Source organism: Pleomorphochaeta naphthae, from assembly GCF_055396005.1.
Genome location: NZ_AP042457.1, coordinates 3,388,149 through 3,409,129 on the forward strand (window position 1 = coordinate 3,388,149; position 20,981 = coordinate 3,409,129).

A 20,981-nucleotide genomic window follows, 5' to 3' on the forward strand; every position below is an offset into this window, starting at 1 on the left:
TTAATTTAATTCATTTAATAACAAGTATTTATTATTTGTGTTTTTCTATCTAATGATAGAAGTAAAAAACCTTAATTTAATATTAATTAAATTAAGGTTTTGTAATTTGGGTTTGATAATTTATAATATGATTAAAATTTAAACATATCCTTGAGCTAACATTGCATCAGTGACTTTTAAGAAACTTGCAATATTTGCACCATCGGTAAAGTTGTTATGAGTACTATATGTATCAGCAGCTTCACTAATTTGTTTATAAATATTTCTCATTATTGTTTCAAGTTTCTTATCAACTTGTTCTTTTGTCCAAGAAATACGTTCACTGTTTTGGCTCATTTCTAAACCTGAAACTGCAACTCCTCCAGCATTTGCTGCTTTTCCTGGTAAAAATAAAACACCTTTAGCTTGGAATAATCTATAAGCATCTAAGTTTGTTGGCATATTAGCGCCTTCTCCAACTAGTTTGATTCCGTTTTCTACCATGTGTTGAGCATCAATTAAATTAATTTCATTTTGGATTGCACAAGGGAAGGCTAAATCAGCTTTTACATTCCAAAGTTCATTATACTCTTCACTACCTGTTCTTGGAATATAAGTTGCTTTAGGATATTTTTTAATATATTCTCTAATTCTTCCTCTTCTTACATTCTTTAAAATTTTTATCCATTCTAGTTTTTCTTCATCTATCCCATCTTTATCTATGATTACACCATTTGAATCACTAATAGTTATTGGTTTTGCGCCAAGTTGAATTAGTTTTTCAATAGTAAATTGAGCGACATTTCCTGATCCTGAGACTAGACAAACTTTATTTTCTAGGGTTTCATCTTCAGCTTCTAGTACTGCTTGTGTTAAATAAATAAGTCCATATCCAGTTGCTTCTGGTCTAATTAGAGATCCTCCAAAAGATAAACCTTTTCCTGTTAATACTCCAGTAACTTCATTTTGTAATCTCTTATATTGACCGAACATGTATCCTATTTCTCTTCCACCAACACCCATATCTCCTGCTGGTACGTCGGTATTAGCTCCTATGTGTTTTGCTAATTCCGTCATAAAACTTTGACAGAACCTCATCACCTCATTATCACTTTTACCTTTTGGATCAAAATCAGCTCCACCTTTTCCTCCTCCCATAGGAAGTCCTGTAAGTGAATTTTTAAAGACTTGCTCAAAAGCTAAAAACTTTAAGATTGATAAGTTTACTGATGGATGGAATCTAAGACCTCCTTTATAAGGTCCTAAGGCACTATTTTGTTGGATTCTAAACCCTCTGTTAATTTGTAGCTTTCCATTATCGTCTACCCATGGGACTCTAAACATAATCACCCTTTCAGGTTCTATTAGTCTATCCAAAATTTTGTGATAAACAATCTCAGGTTCTTCGGCGATAACTCCATCTACACTTGTTAAAAAAGTTGTAACAGCTTGGTGAAATTCCTTTTGATTTGGATCTTTTTGTACTACATAATCCAAAATTCTTTGAGTTTCTTTGTGCATAACGAAACACTCCTTGCATTATTAGCGAATAAATATTCAATTTTTTGTATATTATATTTTCTTTTTGACATGTGGTAAAGTAGATTTTAGGAATAAAAATTTACATATATTGTAATTTTGATCCTTTTAAGTTTACAATATTGGATAAATTACATCAAATATTTGATATAATGACAAAAATAATTAATTTTAATTTGTTAAAAATGCAAAAATATGCATTTTGTTATAGTTGTAGGAAAAAATAATAATTTTTTGATAAAAAAACTCTTTTGCTGTTAACAAAAGAGTTTACTTGAAAAATAATAATTTTTACTTTACATATTGCTGTTTAAGTTTTTCAATATTTTCTTTGAATGGAGGATAAATAATTCCTTTTTCAGTAATAATTCCTGTTACATTTTGATGTGGTGTTACATCGAAAGCAGGATTATATACATCCATTTCAAGAGGAGCTATTTGTGTTTCTCCTACAAATCTAATTTCATTTTTATCCCTTTCTTCAATAGGTATTTCTGACCCATCTTTAATAGAAAAGTCTATAGTTGAGAGAGGTGCAGCACTGTAGAAAGGAACCCCATATTGTTTACATATAACAGATAAAGAGAATGTTCCAATCTTATTACAAACATCTCCATTTGTAGCAATCCTATCTGCTCCTAAAACAACCAAATCTATTTTGCCATCTCTAATCAATGTTGCTGCTGTACTATCTGCAATTAATTTGCTTGGAATTTTAGCTTGAGTTAATTCCCAAGCTGTTAATCTAGCTCCTTGTTGGCGAGGTCTAGTTTCATCTGCAAAAACAAATATATTTTTATTTGCATAAAAAGCTGATTTTATAACACCTAAAGCTGTTCCCCACCCCGCTGTTGCTAGAGCACCTGCATTACAGTGAGTTAAAATAGTAGCATTTTGAGGGATGACAGCTAAACCAGCTTCACCAATTTGTTTGTTAGTTATAATATCTTCTTCTTGGATTAATATAGCTTCTTTTTTTAAGATTTCTAATAAATTGATATCACTCTTATTTTCACTATATTTTTTTAGCATTCTATCAATTGCCCATTTTAAGTTTACTGCAGTAGGTCGAGCACTATTTATAAAATCACAAGCTTTAATGAATTGAGTTTCATCATCCTTAAATTCTTTAAAGGCAAAATATACTCCATAGGCTGCCGTAGCTCCTATTGCAGGAGCTCCTCTTACTACCATATCTCTTATAGCAAATTCTATATCTTTATAATCTTTAGCTACAAAAATTTCAAATTTTGAAGGAAGTAATCTTTGATCAATTAATAATAACTCATCATTTTTAAATTCCAAAGTTTTAAATGTTTCATTAATCATCTTTTAATTATCTCCATTTCTTTCTAAAAGAGAGAGCCATCTTTGGTTTGTTTTTTTCATAGCTAAATCAACATCAACAGTTAATAATTTTCTGTTTTGCATTAGCATCTCTCCTTTGCAAAATACTGTATCAATATCACTAGATTGAGCACTATATACTACTGCTGAGAAAGGATCATTTAAAGGTGTTAAATGAGGTTTGTTTATATCGAGTAGAATAATATCTGCTTCTTTGCCCACTTCAATAGTTCCAACTTTATCCTCAATAGATAAAGCTTTTGCCCCTCCGGTTGTTGCCATCTTAATAATATCATATGGAGTATTGGCAATTGGATTTAAAGTGCTAACACAACTTAGCATAGCAGCTAAATGCATTTCTTCCATCATATTCAAATTATTGTTTGAAGAAGCACCATCTGTACCAATAGCAACATTTACATTTGCATTTCTGAATTTTGATATTGGAGCGATTCCGCTTGCTAATTTGCAATTGCTACTTGGGTTATGAACAACACTCATATTTTTTTCGCTACAAAGTTTAATTTCTTCGTCAGTTAAATATACTCCGTGGGCTAAAACAACCTTTATGTCTTTTAAAGCATTTGCTTTTTCTAAGTACATTAAAGGCGTGTCTCCAAATTCTTTAATCGAATTTTCAACTTCTGTTTTTGTTTCGCTCATATGAGTGTGTAAATCTCCACCTTTTTCTAAAATCCAATCTCTAGCATAAAGATAAGTTTCTAATGGGGTTGTATATATAGCATGTGGTGCTACGTTAAATTTAATTAACCCATTTGATTTAGTTAGATATTTTTCAGCAATTTTATTAAAAGGCTCAAATCTATCTTTATTATCTTCTAAACTGCCAAATAATGTTTTACCAATGTTAGCTCTCATTTTTGATTGATATACAGCTTCACAAGTTTGGTCCATCATAAAGTACATATCATTGAAAGCTGTACAACCTGAACTAATCATTTCTGCAATAGCAATTTGAGAAGCCCAATAAATGTCTTCCTCAACTAATTTGTTTTCTATAGGGAAAATTTCATTAAGCCAAGACATTAAATCTGGAGCTGTATCCTTATAGTTTCTCATGAGCCCCATAGAAGAGTGAGTATGAGCATTTATAAAGGAAGGCATACAAATCATATTTGATGCATCAATTTCTCTATCTGCTTTGAAAGATGGGTTATCACTGATTTTCCCGTTTTCGATTTTTATATCACCTCGATATGATTTATTTCTTTCTGTCATATCGAGGATTAAAGCGTTTTTAATTAATGTATTCATGTTATATAGAATATCATTTCATCGTTATAAAGTCGAGATAAAAACTAATTACTACATTACTTGTTAACTGTATTTCTTTTAATTTTTTTAGTGCTTGTCATGTCCATTGGTTTGTCAACAATTGTAACTTTTCCAATTTTTTTATAACCACTTAGTTCTTTGTTTACCGTATTTATAACTTCTTGTAATTCTTCTTCAACTTTTTCAACTTTATTTTTAAAATATTCTTCACTTGGATAAATTACAGCTTCAATACATTCTGCTGGAACATCTTTTTTTTCTTGGAAGCCTCTAACAAGAATTTGATCAACTTGAGGATGGAGTTGGAATAAATCTTCTATTTCTTCAGGATAAACATTTTTGCCACCTTCGGTAACTATAATATTTTTTGCCCTTCCTTTTAGATAAAGATAATTTTCTTTATCTAGGTATCCTAAATCTCCAGTTTTCATCCAGCCATCTTCATCAAAAAGTTTTTTAGTATTTTCTTCATCTTTGTAATATCCTTGGCAAATATTTGGGCCTTTTACAACTAGCTCACCGACACCATTTGAGTCAGGGCTAATAATTTTAGCATCAACTAAAGGAAAAATTTTACCAACTGAGTGAATTTTAAATTTAGAAGTTGGGTTTAAAGCTAAGATAGGGCTAGCTTCTGTCAATCCATATCCTTGTATAAAATCAAGACCTAATTGTTGATATTGATTAAATACTTTTGGAGAGAGAGGGCCAGCTCCACATATTAATATTCTATTATGTGCAAATCCAACTTTAGATAATAGTTTTTTATTAAAGAAGTTTCTAAATGGATTAAGATTAAAGTGTTTTTTGAAAAATCCATTTATGACCATCAGAGTATGTACAACTGCGTTTGTTACAAAACCTTTCTTTTTGACTTCTTTCATCATACCAGATAGAAGTTTATTATAGAGGAGAGGTATTCCCATAAATACTGTAACGTTACCTCTTGTCAAATCATTAATCATTCTAGAGAGAACGATACCATGACCGAATACACATTCACTTCCAAAGGTTACTGAAACCAATAATACTGCAGTACAGCAATAACTATGATGAAGAGGGAGTAAGGCATACAAAACATCAGTTTCATCTAATTGTAAGAACTGATCATCTTTAGCTTGGTAAACATCACTGACAATATTTTTTTGAGTTAGGATAGCACCTTTTTCATTGCCTGTGGTGCCACTTGTAAATAAAATCGCAGCAACATCATTTTCATTACCATCTATTGGCTCTAATAATTGCTTAGGTTCGCAATTCATCATAGCTTCGTATTTTTGACTTTTACCTTGTAAAGTCATACAAAGTGAAAAGCTTGAAAGAAATGAAGGATCATTCTTATCTTGAGTTTCTAAAATATTTTTATCTGCCAAAAAGAATTTACAATCACTGTAAGAAGATAGTTGTTTCACCTTTTTCGGGGTTAATTGGTTGTCTAAGGGGACAACAATTCCACCAGCAAAGTTAACAGATAGGTAGGCAATTGCCCATTCTATACTGTTCTTTCCGTTGATAGCTACTTTATCTCCTTTTTCTAGGCCATGTTCTCTAAGGTAAGAACTTATTTTAATCAAATAGTCATAAACTTCTTTATAAGTTAGTGAGAATCGTTCAGGGGTGAATTTTGTAAAACATCTTCTTTCAGGAAATTTCATTAATGTGATTTTAAAAATTTGTGTTAGAGTTGGCCAATCACCATTAAATACTTTTCCTCTATAGGGATCTAAATAGCGGTTCCATGAATTTTTCATATATCATCCTTTGTTAAAATAACTATAATATTTTGACAATATATAATATGTTTGTCAATAAAAAATTTTAGACATAAAAATATAATATTGTAAAATTTATATAAAAATTAAAAGTTATTTTTTCATTATAATAGGATCTTCAAGAAGATTATAAATATTTGGATAAACAACATCAGCATATTTTGTTAAATTGCGAAGGTCATTTGCTCCCCAAAGTAAACCAATTTTATATCCTGCATTACTATTTATTGCGTATTTCATATCTGTAACTGTATCTCCAACCATAGCAACTTGTGAGGGTTCTAGGTTGAACATATCGCAAAATTGAAAAAATGATTCTGGTTTTGGTTTAGAGGCAATTTTGTCATCTTTAGTTGATATAAAATCGACATATTTTTCTATCCCCATACCTTTTAAAAATATATTTGCGGATACACGATTATCTACAGTAACAACTGCTATTTTATATCCAAGTTTTTTTAATTTAGCTAAGAGTTCTCTTTGTTTTGAGAAATCCATAGTTTTAATTTTTTGTTCTACTAATATGTTATTATATTCAATTATTTTTTTTGTATATTTTATTAGGGTAGAGGGAAGCATCAAATTAGTAATGCAATAATATAAACCTTTTTTTGTTATATTGTATTTGCCATGAGAAAAAACAGCTCCAGTTGCGATAGTTTTTCCATTTTCATCAAGGCCTAATAATCTTATTAATTCTTTTTTCTTTTTTTCTATATTTTTAGTATTTGATTCGCTAAATGCTTTATCAATGGAATTTTTAATTACTTCATGCCAAACAGAAGAATAATCAAAAAGCGTTCCATCTTTATCAAATACTATTGCTTTCAAGTTCATTTGATTTTCCATAAGTTTTATTTTATAACAAGTAAAAAATTAAAGCTAGTATTTAATATGAAATAATTAGGAGGGGAAAGGCTACAAGGCTTTTTAAATAGAATATTTTATCATATATTTAACACTATGAAAGATGTCAGTAAAAAATTAATACAAATAACTAGAGAATTTAATAGTGAAATTGAAAAGGTTAGAAGTTTGATAAAAGATGATATATACATATATAATCCTCTAAATTATGCTTCTAAAATGGCTGAAGCATATATAAGAGAATATGCTGTTTCTCCGACAAAGTATTTGTTTTTAGGAATGAACCCTGGACCTTTTGGAATGGCTCAAACAGGGATTCCCTTTGGAGAGGTTAACACTGTTAAAAATTATCTAAAAATTAATGAACCAATTTCTTCTCCTAAAAAAGAACATCCAAACAGAAAAGTGGAGGGTTTAGATATAAAGAGAAGTGAAATAAGTGGATTAAGATTTTGGTCATTAATAGAAAAATATTATCCAAATCCTAAAGATATGAAGGGGCAACTTTATGTTGCAAATTATTGTCCACTATTATTTCTATCTCCAATAAAGAGTGCAAGGAATATTACCCCAGATAAACTCTCTAAAAATACAAGAGACCTTCTATATAAAATTTGTGATCAATACCTTTTTAATACTATAGATTTGTTAAATTGTGAAAAATTAATTGGGGTTGGAAAATTTGCACAGTCGAAATTAAAAAATGATAAAATCCCTTATTATTCAATTCTTCATCCTTCTCCTGCCTCTCCCCAAGCTAACAAAGGTTGGGTAGAAAAGGCAGAAAAACAACTTAAAGATATTGGAGTGTTGTAATGGAAAAAATAGTAAAGTCATATGCAAAAGTAAATTTACATTTAGCTATTGGTGAAAAAAGATTTGATAATTTTCATTCAATTCAATCAATTTTTGCTAAAATTGATCTTTATGATACTCTAAAAATCAAAGCAACTATTAGTGATGAATTATCTATTAAAATAAAAGGATTAGAAAAATATAACATTGTTGGAGAAGATACTATAACTAAAGCTATTAGGCTTTGGTGTGAGATGGCGAATGTAAAACTAAAGGTTTTTGTAGATATTGATAAAAAAATTCCTGTACAAGCTGGATTAGGTGGTGGTTCTAGTAATGCCGCTGCTGTTTTAAAATTTCTTAATGACATGAGTGAAAAAGTAAAAATTGATAATAATCAATTATTACAAATTGCTCTTGATGTTGGTTCTGATGTTCCTTTTTTTATGTATGATACTAATTTTGCCTATGTCGAAGGGAGAGGCGAAATCGTTCAACCCTTAAAAGCAGATTTTGATTATAATATAACTTTAGTTAAACCGAAAGAAGGTGTTAGTACTAAAGGTGCTTTTTCAAAAATGGATAAGTTAGATAGAAAGCCATTTATGGATAAAGATGTTCTAATTAATAGCTTTTATTTAGGCCTAGATGGGTGGAAAAAAACATTTTATAATGATTTTGAAAAAGTTATTAAAAGTGATGTTTTAAATAAACTTAGAACATATAAAAATTGTTTTACTCTTATGAGTGGTTCAGGCTCAACTTGTTACTCAGTGTGTAACAAAAACGATTTTTGTTATAATAAAACCTCCTTTTTGAAAATATTTAAGGATAAAAATAATACTTTTAGTTGTTTTTTCCCAAATATCTAATATAATGATAATAGCAAAGCATTAAGAAGAGGAGATTGAGATGAAAATAACAGAGGTTAGAATTCGTACTGTAACTGGGGAAAGTAAGCTAAAAGCTTATGCTACTGTAACCTTTGACGATGAGTTTGTAGTTCATAATATTAAAGTTATTGAAAGTAAGAACGGGTTATTCATAGCAATGCCAGCTCGTTTAACTGCCAATAACGAATATAAAGATATTGTGCATCCTATAAATAGTGAATTTAGGAATAAATTACAACAATCAATTTTAGAGGCATATGAGAAGGAACTCACTAAAAACGAATAAAGTTTTTAAATTTTTAAATTTTTTTTTAAAAAGTGCTAGACAAATTTAAAAAAATAATGTAGTTTACCTCGTGTCGTTGGGAAGTCGCCAAGTGGTTAAGGCTCTGGTTTTTGGTGCCGGCACCGGGGGTTCGAGTCCCTCCTTCCCAGCTTATAGCCTGCTAGTTCTAGCAGGTTTTTTTGTTTTTATGGGTTCTTTACTTGACCCAAAGAAGCTATACCATTAGTATAGCGAAGGACACTTAAGTGTTTTTTTATCCCATGGTAATTGGACTAGATCCAATGAGAGTATTAGGAGAATAATATGTCTAATCATGTATTTAATGCAACTCTACGTACTTCTGATTTCGGAAGTGCTGGTTCCCGCCGTTTATTGCGCGCTGGAAAAATCCCTGCTGTTATCTATGGTAGCAAAACTAAACCAATGCACATTGTAATTGATGCACACAAATTTTCTTTAGCTATTGCTAGTATTTCAGAGTCTACACTTATTACTTTAAAAGTTGATGGTGAAGATCATGAAGTTTTAGTTAAAACTTTCCAAGAAGATATTATGAGAGATGTAATTCATCATGTAGATTTCTATGAAGTTGTTCGTGGTGAAAAACTACGCGCATTTGTACCTGTTGTAGTTGAAGGTAATCCTATCGGCTGTAAGAAGGGCGGTATCTTAGATGTTGTTTTACATGAAGTTGAAGTTGAATGTTTACCAAAAGATTTACCTGCAGATATTAAAGTAGATGTTTCTTCTTTAGAGTTAAACGGCCATTTATCTGTTAAAGATTTACCTGTTAGTGAAGTTGTTACTATTTTAACTGACTCTGATGAAACAGTTGCAACTGTTAAATCTCTAAAGGTTGAAAAAGTTGAAACTGAAGAAGCAGATGCAGAACCAGAACTTGTAGATTCAAAAGAGGAATAATTTTATGAAATTAGTACTTGGCCTAGGTAATATTGGAGCTGAGTATAAAGAAACACGACATAATTGTGGTTTTCAAGTCATAGAATTATGCGCAGCGTTTTTTCATGTAAAAATGAAGAAGCGCTGTTTTCGTTTATACCAGAGTGCAACCATCAAGACACAGAGTGATAAAATTTGCCTAATTAAGCCATTAACATATATGAACAATAGTGGTAATATCCTTCACCATTTTAAAAATGTTGATTCAAAAGACATTATAGTTATCTGTGATCAAATGGATTTGCCTCCTTCTTATATAAGAGTTAAGAGAGGTGGAGGGAATGCCGGCCATAATGGCTTAAAAAGTATAATATCAAATTTAGGTGGAAAAAAAGATTTTATTAGAATATATGTTGGAATAGGTAGACCTAAAAAAAAGGATTGTGTGGTTGACTATGTTTTAGGGGTTGAAGAAAATAAAGAATTGTATCAAGAAGGAATTTTAAAAGCAAATGAAGCTTTAAAAGATTTGATAAATGGAGAAAAGCTTGAAACAGTTATGCAAACCTATAATAAAAAAATAAAGTTGTAATTTTAGTAACAAAGTTACATTTATTTAAGAATTTGATTGACGAATAGTTTTTTTCTAGTCATATTTAATCTTATAGTATAACTTTTAAGGTGGCCTTATGGATCAATTTATTGAATATTTTAATAAATATTCAGAATTAAAGGATAAAAAAATTGCAATTGCTTTCTCAGGTGGTAGTGATTCCTTAGCCTTACTTTATATGTTTTCTCAGTTATTTGATAAAAAAAATTTAATAGCCTTATATGTTAATCATGGATTAAGAGATTCTTCAGAATTAAGAAATGAAAGTCAAATTAATAGAGAAAATTGTTTAAAACTCTCAATTGAATATAAAGAATTTATTTTGGAAGAAGGTATAATTGAAGAATTAGCAAAAGAGAGAGCAAACGGTATAGAGGATGCTGCTAGGTATTTACGCTATGATAGGTTGATTTCTTTTTGTAAGGAAAATGGATATTATGCCCTAGCTACAGCTCACACAATTGATGATCAATTGGAAACCATGATAATGAGAAGTTTTAATGGCTCATCCCTTTTATCTCTTACTTGTATAAAAGAATATAGAGAGCAAGATGCGATTAAGATTATTAGACCTCTTTTATCTTACTCAAAAGATGACTTAAGACTCTTATTAAAAGTTGCAGGCTTTTATTGGAGTGAAGATACAACTAATAAAAGTACAGATTATTTAAGAAATAGGATTAGAAAAGAAATTGCACCTAAAGTTGAATCAGTTTTCCCTGATGCTAAACAAATAGTATACAGGAATGCTAATTTATTTATAGGTTTAGTTAATTTAGCACAAGATAGAGTAAATTCTCTTATTAATGAAAATATTGTTAATAGGAAAGAATATTTGTTGCAAGAAGACATAATAAGATATAATATTTTATCTAAGCTTATAAAAGAAATTGAAGTTCCATCTTTTAAAAAGGTTGTACATATAGATTCCGTCATTAAGCAAAAAAAAGAAGGCTTTGAGAGATTTGGTAATATTGAATTATTGATAAAAGATAATACTTTTGTTATTAATAAGTTTAATAGTGTTTCCCAATTTAGTTATGTTATTGAAAAACCAGAAGATCAAACAATATCTGTTTTTGAAAATAAATTAATTATCACTTCTCAAGATAGTGACGATACAACTTTGTTGAGAATAGCTGATGAGGATATAGCCTTCCCTTTAATTGTTAGAAATTTGAGAAGTCAAGATTCATTAGTTACAGATGGTGGAACCGTAGAAATTACAAAATTTCTTTCGAATTGGAAAATGATTGAAGCCAATAGAAAGAAAGTTATAGTTATAGAAGATCGAAATGGTATAATTGCTCTTTTTGCAAAACATCTTGGTGGTCGAGATAGATTAGCAAATAGAGTTAAAACTCCTCTTGTAGGAAAAACCGTTAGAATATATAGTATTGTTTGAAAAGGATTAAATAGTGAAGAATTTTAATAATCAAAACCGAGCTAAAGCAGGTATTTATTACGAAGAAAATAATAAAGATGGTAAAAAACCAGATAAAAATGATTTCTGGAATGGATTAAGAGGTGGTGGTTCATCTCCAAATAATGATGGGAAAAGCCCTTTTAAAAATCCTAAAAATAGACTGTCTTTTGGCATATTTATTTTTGTATTATTAACTTTTGGAATATTGATGTTTGATAGTATGGCAAACTCTAGTGGTCAGAGTGTACCTTATACTACTTTCAAGCAATATGTTAATTCAGGACAGGTTGTAACAGTTGATATTGAAGCAAATCAAAAGATAACTTTTGTAACTTCAAATAATATTAAAATGACAACCTTAATACCTTATATAGATGAAAACTTATTAGATGAGTTAAATTCAAATGGGGTTATAGTATCAGGCTCTGAACAACAGATTTCTTATCTTTCCCTATTCCTAAGTATCGTACCTTGGATCATTTTTGTTGGATTTATGGTAATTTTATATCGTCAAGCTAATGGTATGAATACAAAAATGATGGGTGGTCTTGGCAAAAATTTAGCAAAAGAATATAAACCAGATGAAAACAAAACATCATTTGCAGATGTAGCTGGACAACTAGAAGCTAAAAATGAGTTAATGGAAGTCGTTGATTTCTTAAAGCATCCAACAAGATTTCATAAAATTGGAGCAAAAATACCTAAAGGAGCTTTATTAGTAGGCCCTCCTGGAACTGGTAAAACATTACTTGCAAAAGCAGTAGCTGGTGAAGCTGGTGTTTCATTTTTACATACAAGTGGTTCTGACTTTGTTGAAATGTTTGTAGGTATGGGAGCTTCTCGTGTTCGTGATTTATTCGAACAAGCTAGAAAAGCAGCTCCATGTATTATTTTCATTGATGAATTAGATGCCGTAGGTAGAGCTCGTGGCTCTGGACTTGGTGGTGGACATGATGAAAGAGAACAAACATTAAACCAAATCTTAGTAGAAATGGATGGATTTGATTCAGTCTCTAATGTTATAGTAATGGCTGCAACAAATAGACCTGATGTATTAGACCAAGCATTACTTAGACCGGGTAGATTTGACAGACAAGTAGTAGTTGATCTTCCAGATATTAAAGAAAGAGAAGCTATTTTAAAAATTCACTGCAAAAAAGTAAAATTAGAAGCAGATGTCGATTTGATGAGAATTGCTAGAGCAACTCCAGGAAGTAGTGGTGCTGATTTAGCTAACATGATAAATGAAGCAGCTCTTTTTGCCGCTAGACAAAATAAAGAAACAGTATCAATGGATAACATTGAGGATGCTCGTGATAAGGTTATGTTAGGAGTAGCTAAGAAGAGTAAATTTATGAGTGAAGATGATAAAAAAGCTACAGCTTATCATGAAGCTGGACATACTTTACTTCACTATTATTTAAATCATGTTGATCCTCTTCATAAAGTAACTATTATTCCTCATGGTAGAGCTTTAGGTTTAACAATTAGCTTACCTGAAAAAGATACTTATACTTTAACTAAGAGTAAGTTGGTTGACAGAATTAAGATTACCATGGGTGGTTACGTAGCTGAGGAACTAGTATATGGTGAAACTACAACAGGAACATCAAATGATATACAACAAGCTACAAACTTAGCAAAAAGAATGGTTACTGAGTTTGGTATGAGTAGTTTAGGCTTTATTAATTTAGGGGATGAGGAAGAGCCTCTTTTCTTAGGCCGTGAGATAGCCCAACATAAAAATTATAGTGAATCAACTGCTAAAATCATTGATGAAGAAATGTTGAAAATTTTAAATAAATGTTTAAACGAAACAAGAGAAATCTTAAAAACTCATCGCGACCAATTAGATTTATTAACAGAAGAGTTAGTAGCTAAAGAAACCTTAGATGATGCAGAAATCAGAGAGTTATTAGGTTTTGAAGCTATAGAGAATAAGTTCAGTTTAAAATAAAGGATTAATATGGCACATGATTATTCTTTGACAAGGAACTTTTGTATAATTGCGCATATCGACCATGGTAAATCTACCTTGGCCGATAGATTTATTGAAAAAGCAAAGATAGGAAATACAAGAGGCCCTGCCCAAGAGCAAGTATTGGACAATATGGACATAGAGAGGGAAAGAGGCATTACTATAAAAAGTCAAGCTGTTACTATCCCTTATACTGCTAAAGATGGTAAAACTTATACACTAAACTTAGTAGATACTCCCGGTCATGTTGATTTTAGTTATGAAGTATCAAGAGCTATCAGTTCTTGCGAAGGCGCTCTACTTTTAGTAGATGCTTCTCAAGGAGTAGAGGCTCAAACCTTAGCTAATCTATATTTAGCTATGGAACATAATTTAGAAGTTATCCCAGTAATTAATAAAGTAGATTTGCCTTCAGCTAATATTCCAATGTGTTTAGAGATGATAGATCAGGATTTAGGCTTAGATCCTGATATGACAGTTCAAGTTAGTGCTAAAACAGGTTTTGGAGTTGATGAACTATTTGAACAAATCGTTGAGTTTATTCCCCCTCCTGTTGGTGATGATAATGATCCATTGAAAGCTGTAATATTTGACTCTCACTATGATGCATATAGAGGAGTTGTTGTACACTGTAGAGTATTTGATGGCTGTCTACAAAAAGGTGATACCATAAGATTTATGCATGGTGGAGTAGATTATGAAGTTGAGGAAGTTGGTATTTTTCAACTAGCTTACATTAAAACAGATGTATTACACGCCGGTGATGTTGGATATTTTATAGCAGGGATTAAAAAAATTGGTGATATAAGAGTTGGCGATACAGTAACAAAGTTATCTAATTTAGCCAAAGAACCTCTTGCTGGATTTAAAGATGTTCAACCTGTAGTTTTCTCTTCAATCTATCCAGTAGATGCTAATGATTATGAAGAATTATTTGATGCTATAGAAAGATTAAAATTAAATGATGCATCTTTAGTATATGAGAAAGACTCTTCTGCTGCATTGGGTTTTGGTTTTAGGTGTGGTTTTTTAGGATTGTTACATCTAGAAGTAATTCAAGAGAGAATTGAAAGAGAATTCAATTTATCAATTGTCTTTACATCTCCTTCAGTAGAATATAAAGTTCATTTAAAGAAAGATAATGAAGTTGTTGAAATAGATAATCCCTTAGAATATCCTGACCAAGTTTTGGTAGATTATAGTGAAGAGCCATATATTAGAGCTACAGTAATTACACCAAGTGAATATATTGGTCCAATAATGTCTTTAGCAATGGAAAAAAGAGGTGTTCAGACAAATATGAACTATTTAGACTCTAAAAGGGTCGAGTTACAGTATGAAATGCCATTAGCTGAAGTATTATTTGAATTCTATGATAGATTAAAATCAATCTCTAGAGGTTATGCTTCATTTGATTACGAGGTAATAGGGTATAGAAGGACAGACTTAGTTAGATTAGACATATTGGTTAATGGAGACCAAGTCGATGCTTTATCCCAACTTGTTTTCAGAGGTAATGCTGTTCAAAGAGGTAAAATAGTTTGCCAACGCTTAAAAGGTGAAATTCATAAGCAACAATATAAAATTGCTATACAAGCAGCAATTGGAGGACAAATTGTCTCTAGAGAAACTATAACAGCATATCGAAAAGATGTTACAGCAAAGTGTTATGGTGGAGATATCTCAAGAAAGAGAAAACTACTTGAAAAACAAAAAGAAGGTAAGAAGAGAATGAAGATGGTTGGTAGTGTTGAAATACCACAACAAGCTTTTTTAGCCGTTTTGAAAAGTGATGATAGTAGTAAATAATATAAATAATTTAAGGGTCTTTGTGTTTTCAAAGACTCTTTTTTTGGGGAAAAATTATGAGAGAATTATTTGGAAAAACAAAAAATGGAGAGAACGTTTATAAATATCAAATTACAAATGGTAAATATTCACTAGAAGTTTTAACATTTGGAGCTACTATTTATTCAATTAAGGTTCCTGATAAAAATGGGAAAATAACGGATGTTGTATTAGGCTATCGTAACTTTGAAGACTATTTAGATTCTGAAACATTTTATGGGATGAGTGTTGGAAGAGTTGCAAATAGGATAAAAGATGCAAAATTTACATTAAACGGTGTCGAATACAATGTTGAAAAGAATGAAGGGGAGAATTGTCTTCATAGTGGTTCAACTTCAATGGCATATAAAAATTGGTCTTGTGAAGAAACTATAATTAACAACAACCCAGCTCTAACATTGTATGTGACCTCTTATGATGGAGAAGGTGGATTCCCAGCTAATGTTACAGTGAAATGTATATATATGTTAACTAATGATGGTCAATTGATCATAAGGTACAAAGGACTTGCAGATAAAGATACAATATTGAATATGACAAATCATAGTTATTTTAACTTAAGTGGAGATTGTCAAACAACAATATTAGATCATCAGTTGATGTTGGATTGTGATAAGTATGTTGAAGTCGATGATCAAGCAATTCCAACTGGAAATATTTTAACAGTTGAAGATACACCTTTTGATTTTAGAGAGTATCATTCTATTGGAGAGAGAATAAGTCAAACCCCAGCTGGGTATGACCATGCCCTATGTTTCAGTAATTACACTGGACAGCTTTCCAAAGTAGGTGTTTTTAAATGTGATAGAACTAGAATTAATATGGATATTTCAACAACTCTTCCCTCTTTACAGTTGTATAGTGGAAATTTCATAAAAGAAAAAGAAATAAATAAGGATGGAAGTAAAGGCTTAAAAAATAGTGGGATATGTTTTGAAACACAATTTTACCCAGATTCCCCTAATAATGAGAATTTTCCATCAATAGTTCTTAAAAAGAATGATAAATTTAATCATGTTACAATTTATCAGTTTGGTACCTATTAATATAAATTAAAAAAAAGGAGAGGTTCTCTCCTTTTTTATTTATCTTTAACTTTTTCTTCTTTTAAAGATTGTATTATTTTTCTTAATAACTTCTAAAGAAAATTCTTCAGGTACTGGATCATGACCTCCAAGGTAAAATCTGCTACATCTAGCTATTCTAACCACTCCTAGAACTGTTCCTTTTAAGATTCCATGCTTTGCGACAGCTTGAGAAAAATAAGTTGAACAGGTAGGCGAATATATACAGGAGCCACCTATATAAGGTGATAATATACCTTTGTATAGATAAACTGGAATGAGGTAAATTGATCTGATAATCTTCAATATTTTTTTCATAATCATAATATATCTAAAGAATTAGCAAAAAACAAGTTACAAAGTCACATAAGTCTATAATATAAGGAAAATTATAAAAAAAAATTAATAAACATAATTATAAAATGTTTAAGTATTTGACTTTTGTATAATTTAATGATATTTTAAACCATATTTCGAATTTAATACGGAGGAATAGCAATATGGCAGGTAATGTTTCAAAGAACGCACGTCGTTCAGGTGCACAAGTTTTAACAAGTCGCTGGGGTGGTCAAATCAAAATGAAGAGTGTTTTTGAAAATGGTAGATTACGTCACGTAGCATACTGTGAGAAAACAGGAAACACAGCTCGAAAAGCAAAAGATTTAATGTAAAACTAGCGTTTTAAGTAAGCCAGAGTTATATTCTCTGGTTTATTTTTTTATATAAAGACTTTTGTTATAAAATAATTATTGATATAAAACACAAAGAAAGGTATAGTGTATATTAAGTGGTAATGTTTATTATCAATAATGAGAGCTATGGAGAATTTGAGGACAAAAATTATTTACTTTAGATTGATATTTTGTTAATAATCGAAATAAAATCATTTTTTTTGTACCTAAAATTGAACTCATATGATATACTTCAATAGAAGAAGTATTTATTATACAAAAACCATTGAGATTTATATTAGGAGGAAAACCGTGAAACGTTTTTCAAGTAAATTAATGTCAGCATTGTTAGTAACATTGCTCATCGTTTCCGTTATAGGATGTAAGTCAACACCACAACCTGTTGAAGAATTACCAACAGCAGCAGTTGAAAAACCTGTAGCTCCTGCACCAGAAGAAAAAGCTCCTGCAGAAGTTATTACTGTTCCAACTGAAGAACCTAAAGAAGAGAAGGTTGTTGAAGAAAAAGTTGAAACTCCTAAAAAAGCGGAAGTAAAAGAAGAAGCTAAAAAAGAAGAAGCTAAGAAAGAAAAAGTTACAGTTGTTAAAGAAAAAGAACCTGAAATGGTTTATCCTTACGGTGTAAAAGAAATTGTAAAAGCTACCGGTCATGATGTATTTGATTTATTCATCGTACATACAAATGACGTACATGGAAGATTAGAAGCAACTGATAGTAATATTGGTTATTCAAGATTATCTACTATGTTACAAGTTGCAAGAAGTATTACTGATAACATCTTATTATTAGATGCTGGTGATGCTATTTCTGGTAGTAATCTTGTAAACCTATATGAAGGTGAAACTGCAGCGGTCTTATTAGATATGTTAGGATATGATGCAATTGCTTTAGGTAACCATGAGTTTGATTATGGTTTAGAAAGAATTTTACAAGCATCAGAAATTGCAAAAGAATTCTCTGACGTAAAAGTTTTATCAGCTAATGTATTAGATAGTGATGGAAATTTATTATTCCAACCTTATCAAATTTATAACTTTAATGGTTTCAAAGTTGCAGTTATTGGTTTAACTACACCAGATACTACAGTTACAACAAATCCAAAGAACGTTGAAGGTTTAACTTTCGATAGTCCTCTAGTAGTTCAAAATGCTCAATATGCTATCGACATGGCACATCAATATGCTGACTATGTTGTTGTATTAGGTCATTTTGGAATCGATGAAAATAGTCCTAGTGGTTATACTAGTGAATTAGTTTGTCAAAATATTGATGGAATTGATCTTTGGATAGATGGACATAGCCATGACGCTCTTCCAAATGGTGAATATGTAAATGGTACATTAATTGTTCAAACTGGTGAATACTTAGAAAACTTAGGTGTTGTAGATTTACTTGTTAAAAACAATGAAGTTGTATCTCAAAATGCATTCTTAATTAAAGCAAGTGATGTTGTAGATCCTGCTAGCAGTGAATTAGCAAGCATGTATGGAATTACCTCAGTTCCTGAAGATCCACAAGTTAAAGCATACATCGACGCTAAGAAAGCAGATTTAGATGCAATGTATAGTGAAGTTGTTGCTAATGTTCCTAAGAAGTTAGATGGTGAAAGATCTCATGTAAGAGTCAAAACAACTAATTTATCTTCAATCATTTGTAATGCAATGACACAATCATCTGGTGCTGATTTCACAATTACTAATGGTGGTGGAATTAGAGCTAGCATCGACGCTGGTGAAGTTACAATGGGTGAAATTATTACAGTTCTTCCATTCAACAACGTTGTTACAGTTGTAGAAGTTACAGGTGAACAAGTTTATGAAGCTCTTGAACATGGTTATGGTAGCTTACCTGCAGCAGCTGGTTCATTTGCACAAACTGATTTACAAGTACTTTATAATATCTTCGCTGAACCTGGTAACAGAATTTTCGCAGCATACTTACCTAATGGTGAAATGGTTAAGAAAGATTCAACTGTTTATCATGTAGCAACTAACGACTTTATGGCCGCTGGTGGTGATGGATATACAATGTTCAACAAGGTTATAGCTCTTAGAGATCTTATGAGTGATGTTTTAGCTGATTATTTAGCTGAAAACTATCCAGCAAAATAAAATCAACAATTGTTGTTAACTAAATAATAAGGCCCACGTTTTGTGGGCCTTTATTAAAATTAAAAAAAAAGTTAAAAATTTTTTTTGTATTAACATAATGTAAGTAACGTAAAATCGTAACTTATATAAAAGAGCTAAAAAAATGTAGCTAAAAAAGGGAATTTTTATTAAAATTGTATTGACAGAAATGGCGCAATAATGTAATGTACCAATCGTTCCAAGAACTTAAGCGCCTGTAGCTCAGTCGGTAGAGCAGGTGGCTGTTAACCACCCTGTCGGGGGTTCAAATCCCTCCGGGCGCGCTTAATTTTGCTCCCCAATGTTTTAGGGAGCTTTTTATTTGCTCTAGGTATGAGAGCTAGCACATACCCTAGTAATTAAGTTTTAAAAATGCTGTTTTAAGATGAGATTATTAGAAAAGAAAACTTTCTTAAAGGAATTGACTATGGCAACAAGAAGAGGCCCACGTTTTAAAGAATGTCGTAGATTAGGTGTGAATGCTTGTGGTCACCCTAAGGCTATGGATCGCGCAAACGCTCCTGCTTTTCGAAAGAAACACAAAGTATCCGATTATGGTATGCAACTAGCAGAAAAACAAAAAGTTAAAGCATATTACGGTATCTTTGAAAAGCAGTTACGTAATTACTATGCTCAAGCTAGTAGATCTGAACAAAGAACTGGTGATGCTTTAATTACTACACTAGAGTGTCGCTTAGATAATTTAGTTTACCGTATCGGTTTTGGTAACTCAATTAGACTTTCACGTCAATTGGTTTCCCACGGTCACATTTTAGTTAATGGTAAAAAGGTAGATATTCCTTCATACCAATGTAAAGTAGGTGATGTGATCTCATTAAAAGAGAAATCTCGTAAAAACGAAACTTTCAAAAAGAATTTCTTAGGTGCAGCTAAATTTAAACTTGCTTACTTAGATAAGAATGAAGAAGGTTTTGCTGGAACTCTTTTAAGAGTACCAGAAAGAGCTGAAGTTCCTGTTGAAATCAATGACCAATTAGTTGTTGAGTTCTATTCAAAGTAAACTTAAGTTATATACGGTACAAAAAAAAACTACTAGGCAGCATACTAGTAGTTTTTTTATTGCTAAATATAATTAAACATTTTTTTTGAAATCTTCTGTGTTTAATAACTCAAAGAAATGGTAAGTTCCATCTTTTAATCCGACAGCAGTAACACTTTTTCTAAAAAGCCTATCGAACAAATTTATCTCTTTGATAGTAGATGGGTCTTTTTTATTTTTAATAACATCTAAAGCGTTAGCTTGTGTTATCTTAAAAATATCATTTATATCATCTATTTTAATTTGTCTCTTTAATTTAACGTATTTAACTTTTTTCTTTTTGTTTGGTTTTAGTTCCATTCCAAAAATAGTATATTTTTTGTCAAAATCTTCAAAATATAAAACATCATTTATTTTAAAAATAAAAACACCATACTCTCTATAAGTTGAATCAGAACAGCCATACCAAGTAGCAAAAGTTTTCCAGGTGATCTTACCACCATATTGAGCTTCTAGGTCATCTAAAAATTCTTTTGTTTCATCATCCATATTATTT

General features: G+C 30.9%; 19 protein-coding genes and 2 tRNA genes. 14 read left to right on the plus strand and 7 right to left on the minus strand.

Going from position 1 to position 20,981, the window contains the following annotated elements; all coding sequences use genetic code 11:
* Positions 1–138: 138 nt before the first annotated feature.
* The 5 genes from gdhA to ACZ5SO_RS15400 all read right to left on the minus strand — a co-directional run bounded on the left by gdhA (position 139) and on the right by ACZ5SO_RS15400 (position 6,782).
* Entirely contained in the window at positions 139–1,500 is a 1,362-nt protein-coding gene (gdhA, locus tag ACZ5SO_RS15380; protein WP_464625819.1) for an NADP-specific glutamate dehydrogenase, read from the minus strand.
* Between the two features lie 309 nt (positions 1,501–1,809).
* The gene (gene mtnA, locus ACZ5SO_RS15385; RefSeq protein WP_464625820.1) at positions 1,810–2,847 is read right to left on the minus strand and encodes an S-methyl-5-thioribose-1-phosphate isomerase; all 1,038 of its coding nucleotides are present in this window, start codon (positions 2,845–2,847) and stop codon (positions 1,810–1,812) included.
* A gap of 3 nt (positions 2,848–2,850) precedes the next feature.
* Positions 2,851–4,140 carry an amidohydrolase gene (locus ACZ5SO_RS15390; RefSeq protein ID WP_464625821.1) on the minus strand — a complete coding sequence of 430 codons (1,290 nt, stop codon included), beginning with the start codon at positions 4,138–4,140 and terminating at the stop codon, positions 2,851–2,853.
* 56 nt (positions 4,141–4,196) lie between these two features.
* On the minus strand, positions 4,197–5,912 hold the full coding sequence (locus tag ACZ5SO_RS15395) for an AMP-binding protein (protein WP_464625823.1): 1,716 nt from the start codon (positions 5,910–5,912) through the stop codon (positions 4,197–4,199).
* Positions 5,913–6,026: 114 nt separating this feature from the next.
* Complete coding sequence (locus tag ACZ5SO_RS15400; RefSeq protein WP_464625825.1) at positions 6,027–6,782, minus strand: HAD family hydrolase; 756 nt, start codon at positions 6,780–6,782, stop codon at positions 6,027–6,029.
* Positions 6,783–6,896: 114 nt separating this feature from the next.
* Between ACZ5SO_RS15400 and ACZ5SO_RS15405 the strand changes: the two genes are divergently transcribed.
* The 10 genes from ACZ5SO_RS15405 to ACZ5SO_RS15450 all read left to right on the plus strand — a co-directional run bounded on the left by ACZ5SO_RS15405 (position 6,897) and on the right by ACZ5SO_RS15450 (position 16,585).
* A complete protein-coding gene (locus tag ACZ5SO_RS15405; protein WP_464625827.1) occupies positions 6,897–7,616 on the plus strand; it encodes a uracil-DNA glycosylase family protein in 720 nt (239 codons plus the stop codon).
* The gene (ispE, locus tag ACZ5SO_RS15410) at positions 7,616–8,467 is read left to right on the plus strand and encodes a 4-(cytidine 5'-diphospho)-2-C-methyl-D-erythritol kinase (RefSeq protein WP_464625828.1); all 852 of its coding nucleotides are present in this window, start codon (positions 7,616–7,618) and stop codon (positions 8,465–8,467) included. The genes ACZ5SO_RS15405 and ispE overlap by 1 nt, the downstream gene beginning before the upstream one ends.
* 40 nt (positions 8,468–8,507) lie before the next feature.
* The gene (gene spoVG, locus ACZ5SO_RS15415) at positions 8,508–8,774 is read left to right on the plus strand and encodes a septation regulator SpoVG (RefSeq protein WP_464625830.1); all 267 of its coding nucleotides are present in this window, start codon (positions 8,508–8,510) and stop codon (positions 8,772–8,774) included.
* Between the two features lie 77 nt (positions 8,775–8,851).
* Positions 8,852–8,923: transfer RNA gene (locus ACZ5SO_RS15420), tRNA-Gln, on the plus strand.
* Between the two features lie 154 nt (positions 8,924–9,077).
* On the plus strand, positions 9,078–9,695 hold the full coding sequence (locus tag ACZ5SO_RS15425) for a 50S ribosomal protein L25 (RefSeq protein WP_464625832.1): 618 nt from the start codon (positions 9,078–9,080) through the stop codon (positions 9,693–9,695).
* A gap of 4 nt (positions 9,696–9,699) precedes the next feature.
* Entirely contained in the window at positions 9,700–10,266 is a 567-nt protein-coding gene (pth, locus tag ACZ5SO_RS15430) for an aminoacyl-tRNA hydrolase (RefSeq protein ID WP_464625834.1), read from the plus strand.
* 97 nt (positions 10,267–10,363) lie between these two features.
* Positions 10,364–11,692 (plus strand): tRNA lysidine(34) synthetase TilS, encoded by a 1,329-nt coding sequence (gene tilS / locus ACZ5SO_RS15435; protein WP_464625835.1) that lies wholly within the window; start codon positions 10,364–10,366, stop codon positions 11,690–11,692.
* A 13-nt stretch (positions 11,693–11,705) separates the two neighbouring features.
* Complete coding sequence (gene ftsH, locus ACZ5SO_RS15440) at positions 11,706–13,670, plus strand: ATP-dependent zinc metalloprotease FtsH (RefSeq protein WP_464625836.1); 1,965 nt, start codon at positions 11,706–11,708, stop codon at positions 13,668–13,670.
* A gap of 9 nt (positions 13,671–13,679) precedes the next feature.
* Positions 13,680–15,500, plus strand: a complete 1,821-nt coding sequence (lepA, locus tag ACZ5SO_RS15445) for a translation elongation factor 4 (protein WP_464625838.1) — start codon at positions 13,680–13,682, stop codon at positions 15,498–15,500.
* 56 nt (positions 15,501–15,556) lie between these two features.
* Positions 15,557–16,585, plus strand: coding sequence for an aldose epimerase family protein (locus ACZ5SO_RS15450; protein ID WP_464625840.1), 1,029 nt, complete (start codon positions 15,557–15,559; stop codon positions 16,583–16,585).
* Between the two features lie 45 nt (positions 16,586–16,630).
* Here ACZ5SO_RS15450 and yidD read toward each other — a convergent pair whose 3' ends face one another.
* A complete protein-coding gene (gene yidD / locus ACZ5SO_RS15455) occupies positions 16,631–16,921 on the minus strand; it encodes a membrane protein insertion efficiency factor YidD (RefSeq protein ID WP_464625841.1) in 291 nt (96 codons plus the stop codon).
* A 182-nt stretch (positions 16,922–17,103) separates the two neighbouring features.
* On the opposite strand from yidD, the gene ACZ5SO_RS15460 reads away from it, so the two are divergent.
* The 4 genes from ACZ5SO_RS15460 (at position 17,104) to rpsD (ending at position 20,446) form a co-directional block, all read left to right on the plus strand.
* Positions 17,104–17,274, plus strand: coding sequence for a hypothetical protein (locus ACZ5SO_RS15460; RefSeq protein ID WP_464625842.1), 171 nt, complete (start codon positions 17,104–17,106; stop codon positions 17,272–17,274).
* A 312-nt stretch (positions 17,275–17,586) separates the two neighbouring features.
* Complete coding sequence (locus tag ACZ5SO_RS15465) at positions 17,587–19,407, plus strand: bifunctional metallophosphatase/5'-nucleotidase (protein ID WP_464625843.1); 1,821 nt, start codon at positions 17,587–17,589, stop codon at positions 19,405–19,407.
* 229 nt (positions 19,408–19,636) lie between these two features.
* Positions 19,637–19,709, plus strand: a tRNA-Asn gene (locus tag ACZ5SO_RS15470).
* 143 nt (positions 19,710–19,852) lie between these two features.
* Positions 19,853–20,446 carry a 30S ribosomal protein S4 gene (rpsD, locus tag ACZ5SO_RS15475; protein ID WP_464625844.1) on the plus strand — a complete coding sequence of 198 codons (594 nt, stop codon included), beginning with the start codon at positions 19,853–19,855 and terminating at the stop codon, positions 20,444–20,446.
* A 72-nt stretch (positions 20,447–20,518) separates the two neighbouring features.
* On the opposite strand, the gene ACZ5SO_RS15480 is transcribed toward rpsD, so the two are convergent.
* Positions 20,519–20,974 carry a hypothetical protein gene (locus tag ACZ5SO_RS15480; RefSeq protein ID WP_464625845.1) on the minus strand — a complete coding sequence of 152 codons (456 nt, stop codon included), beginning with the start codon at positions 20,972–20,974 and terminating at the stop codon, positions 20,519–20,521.
* Positions 20,975–20,981 lie beyond the last annotated feature (7 nt).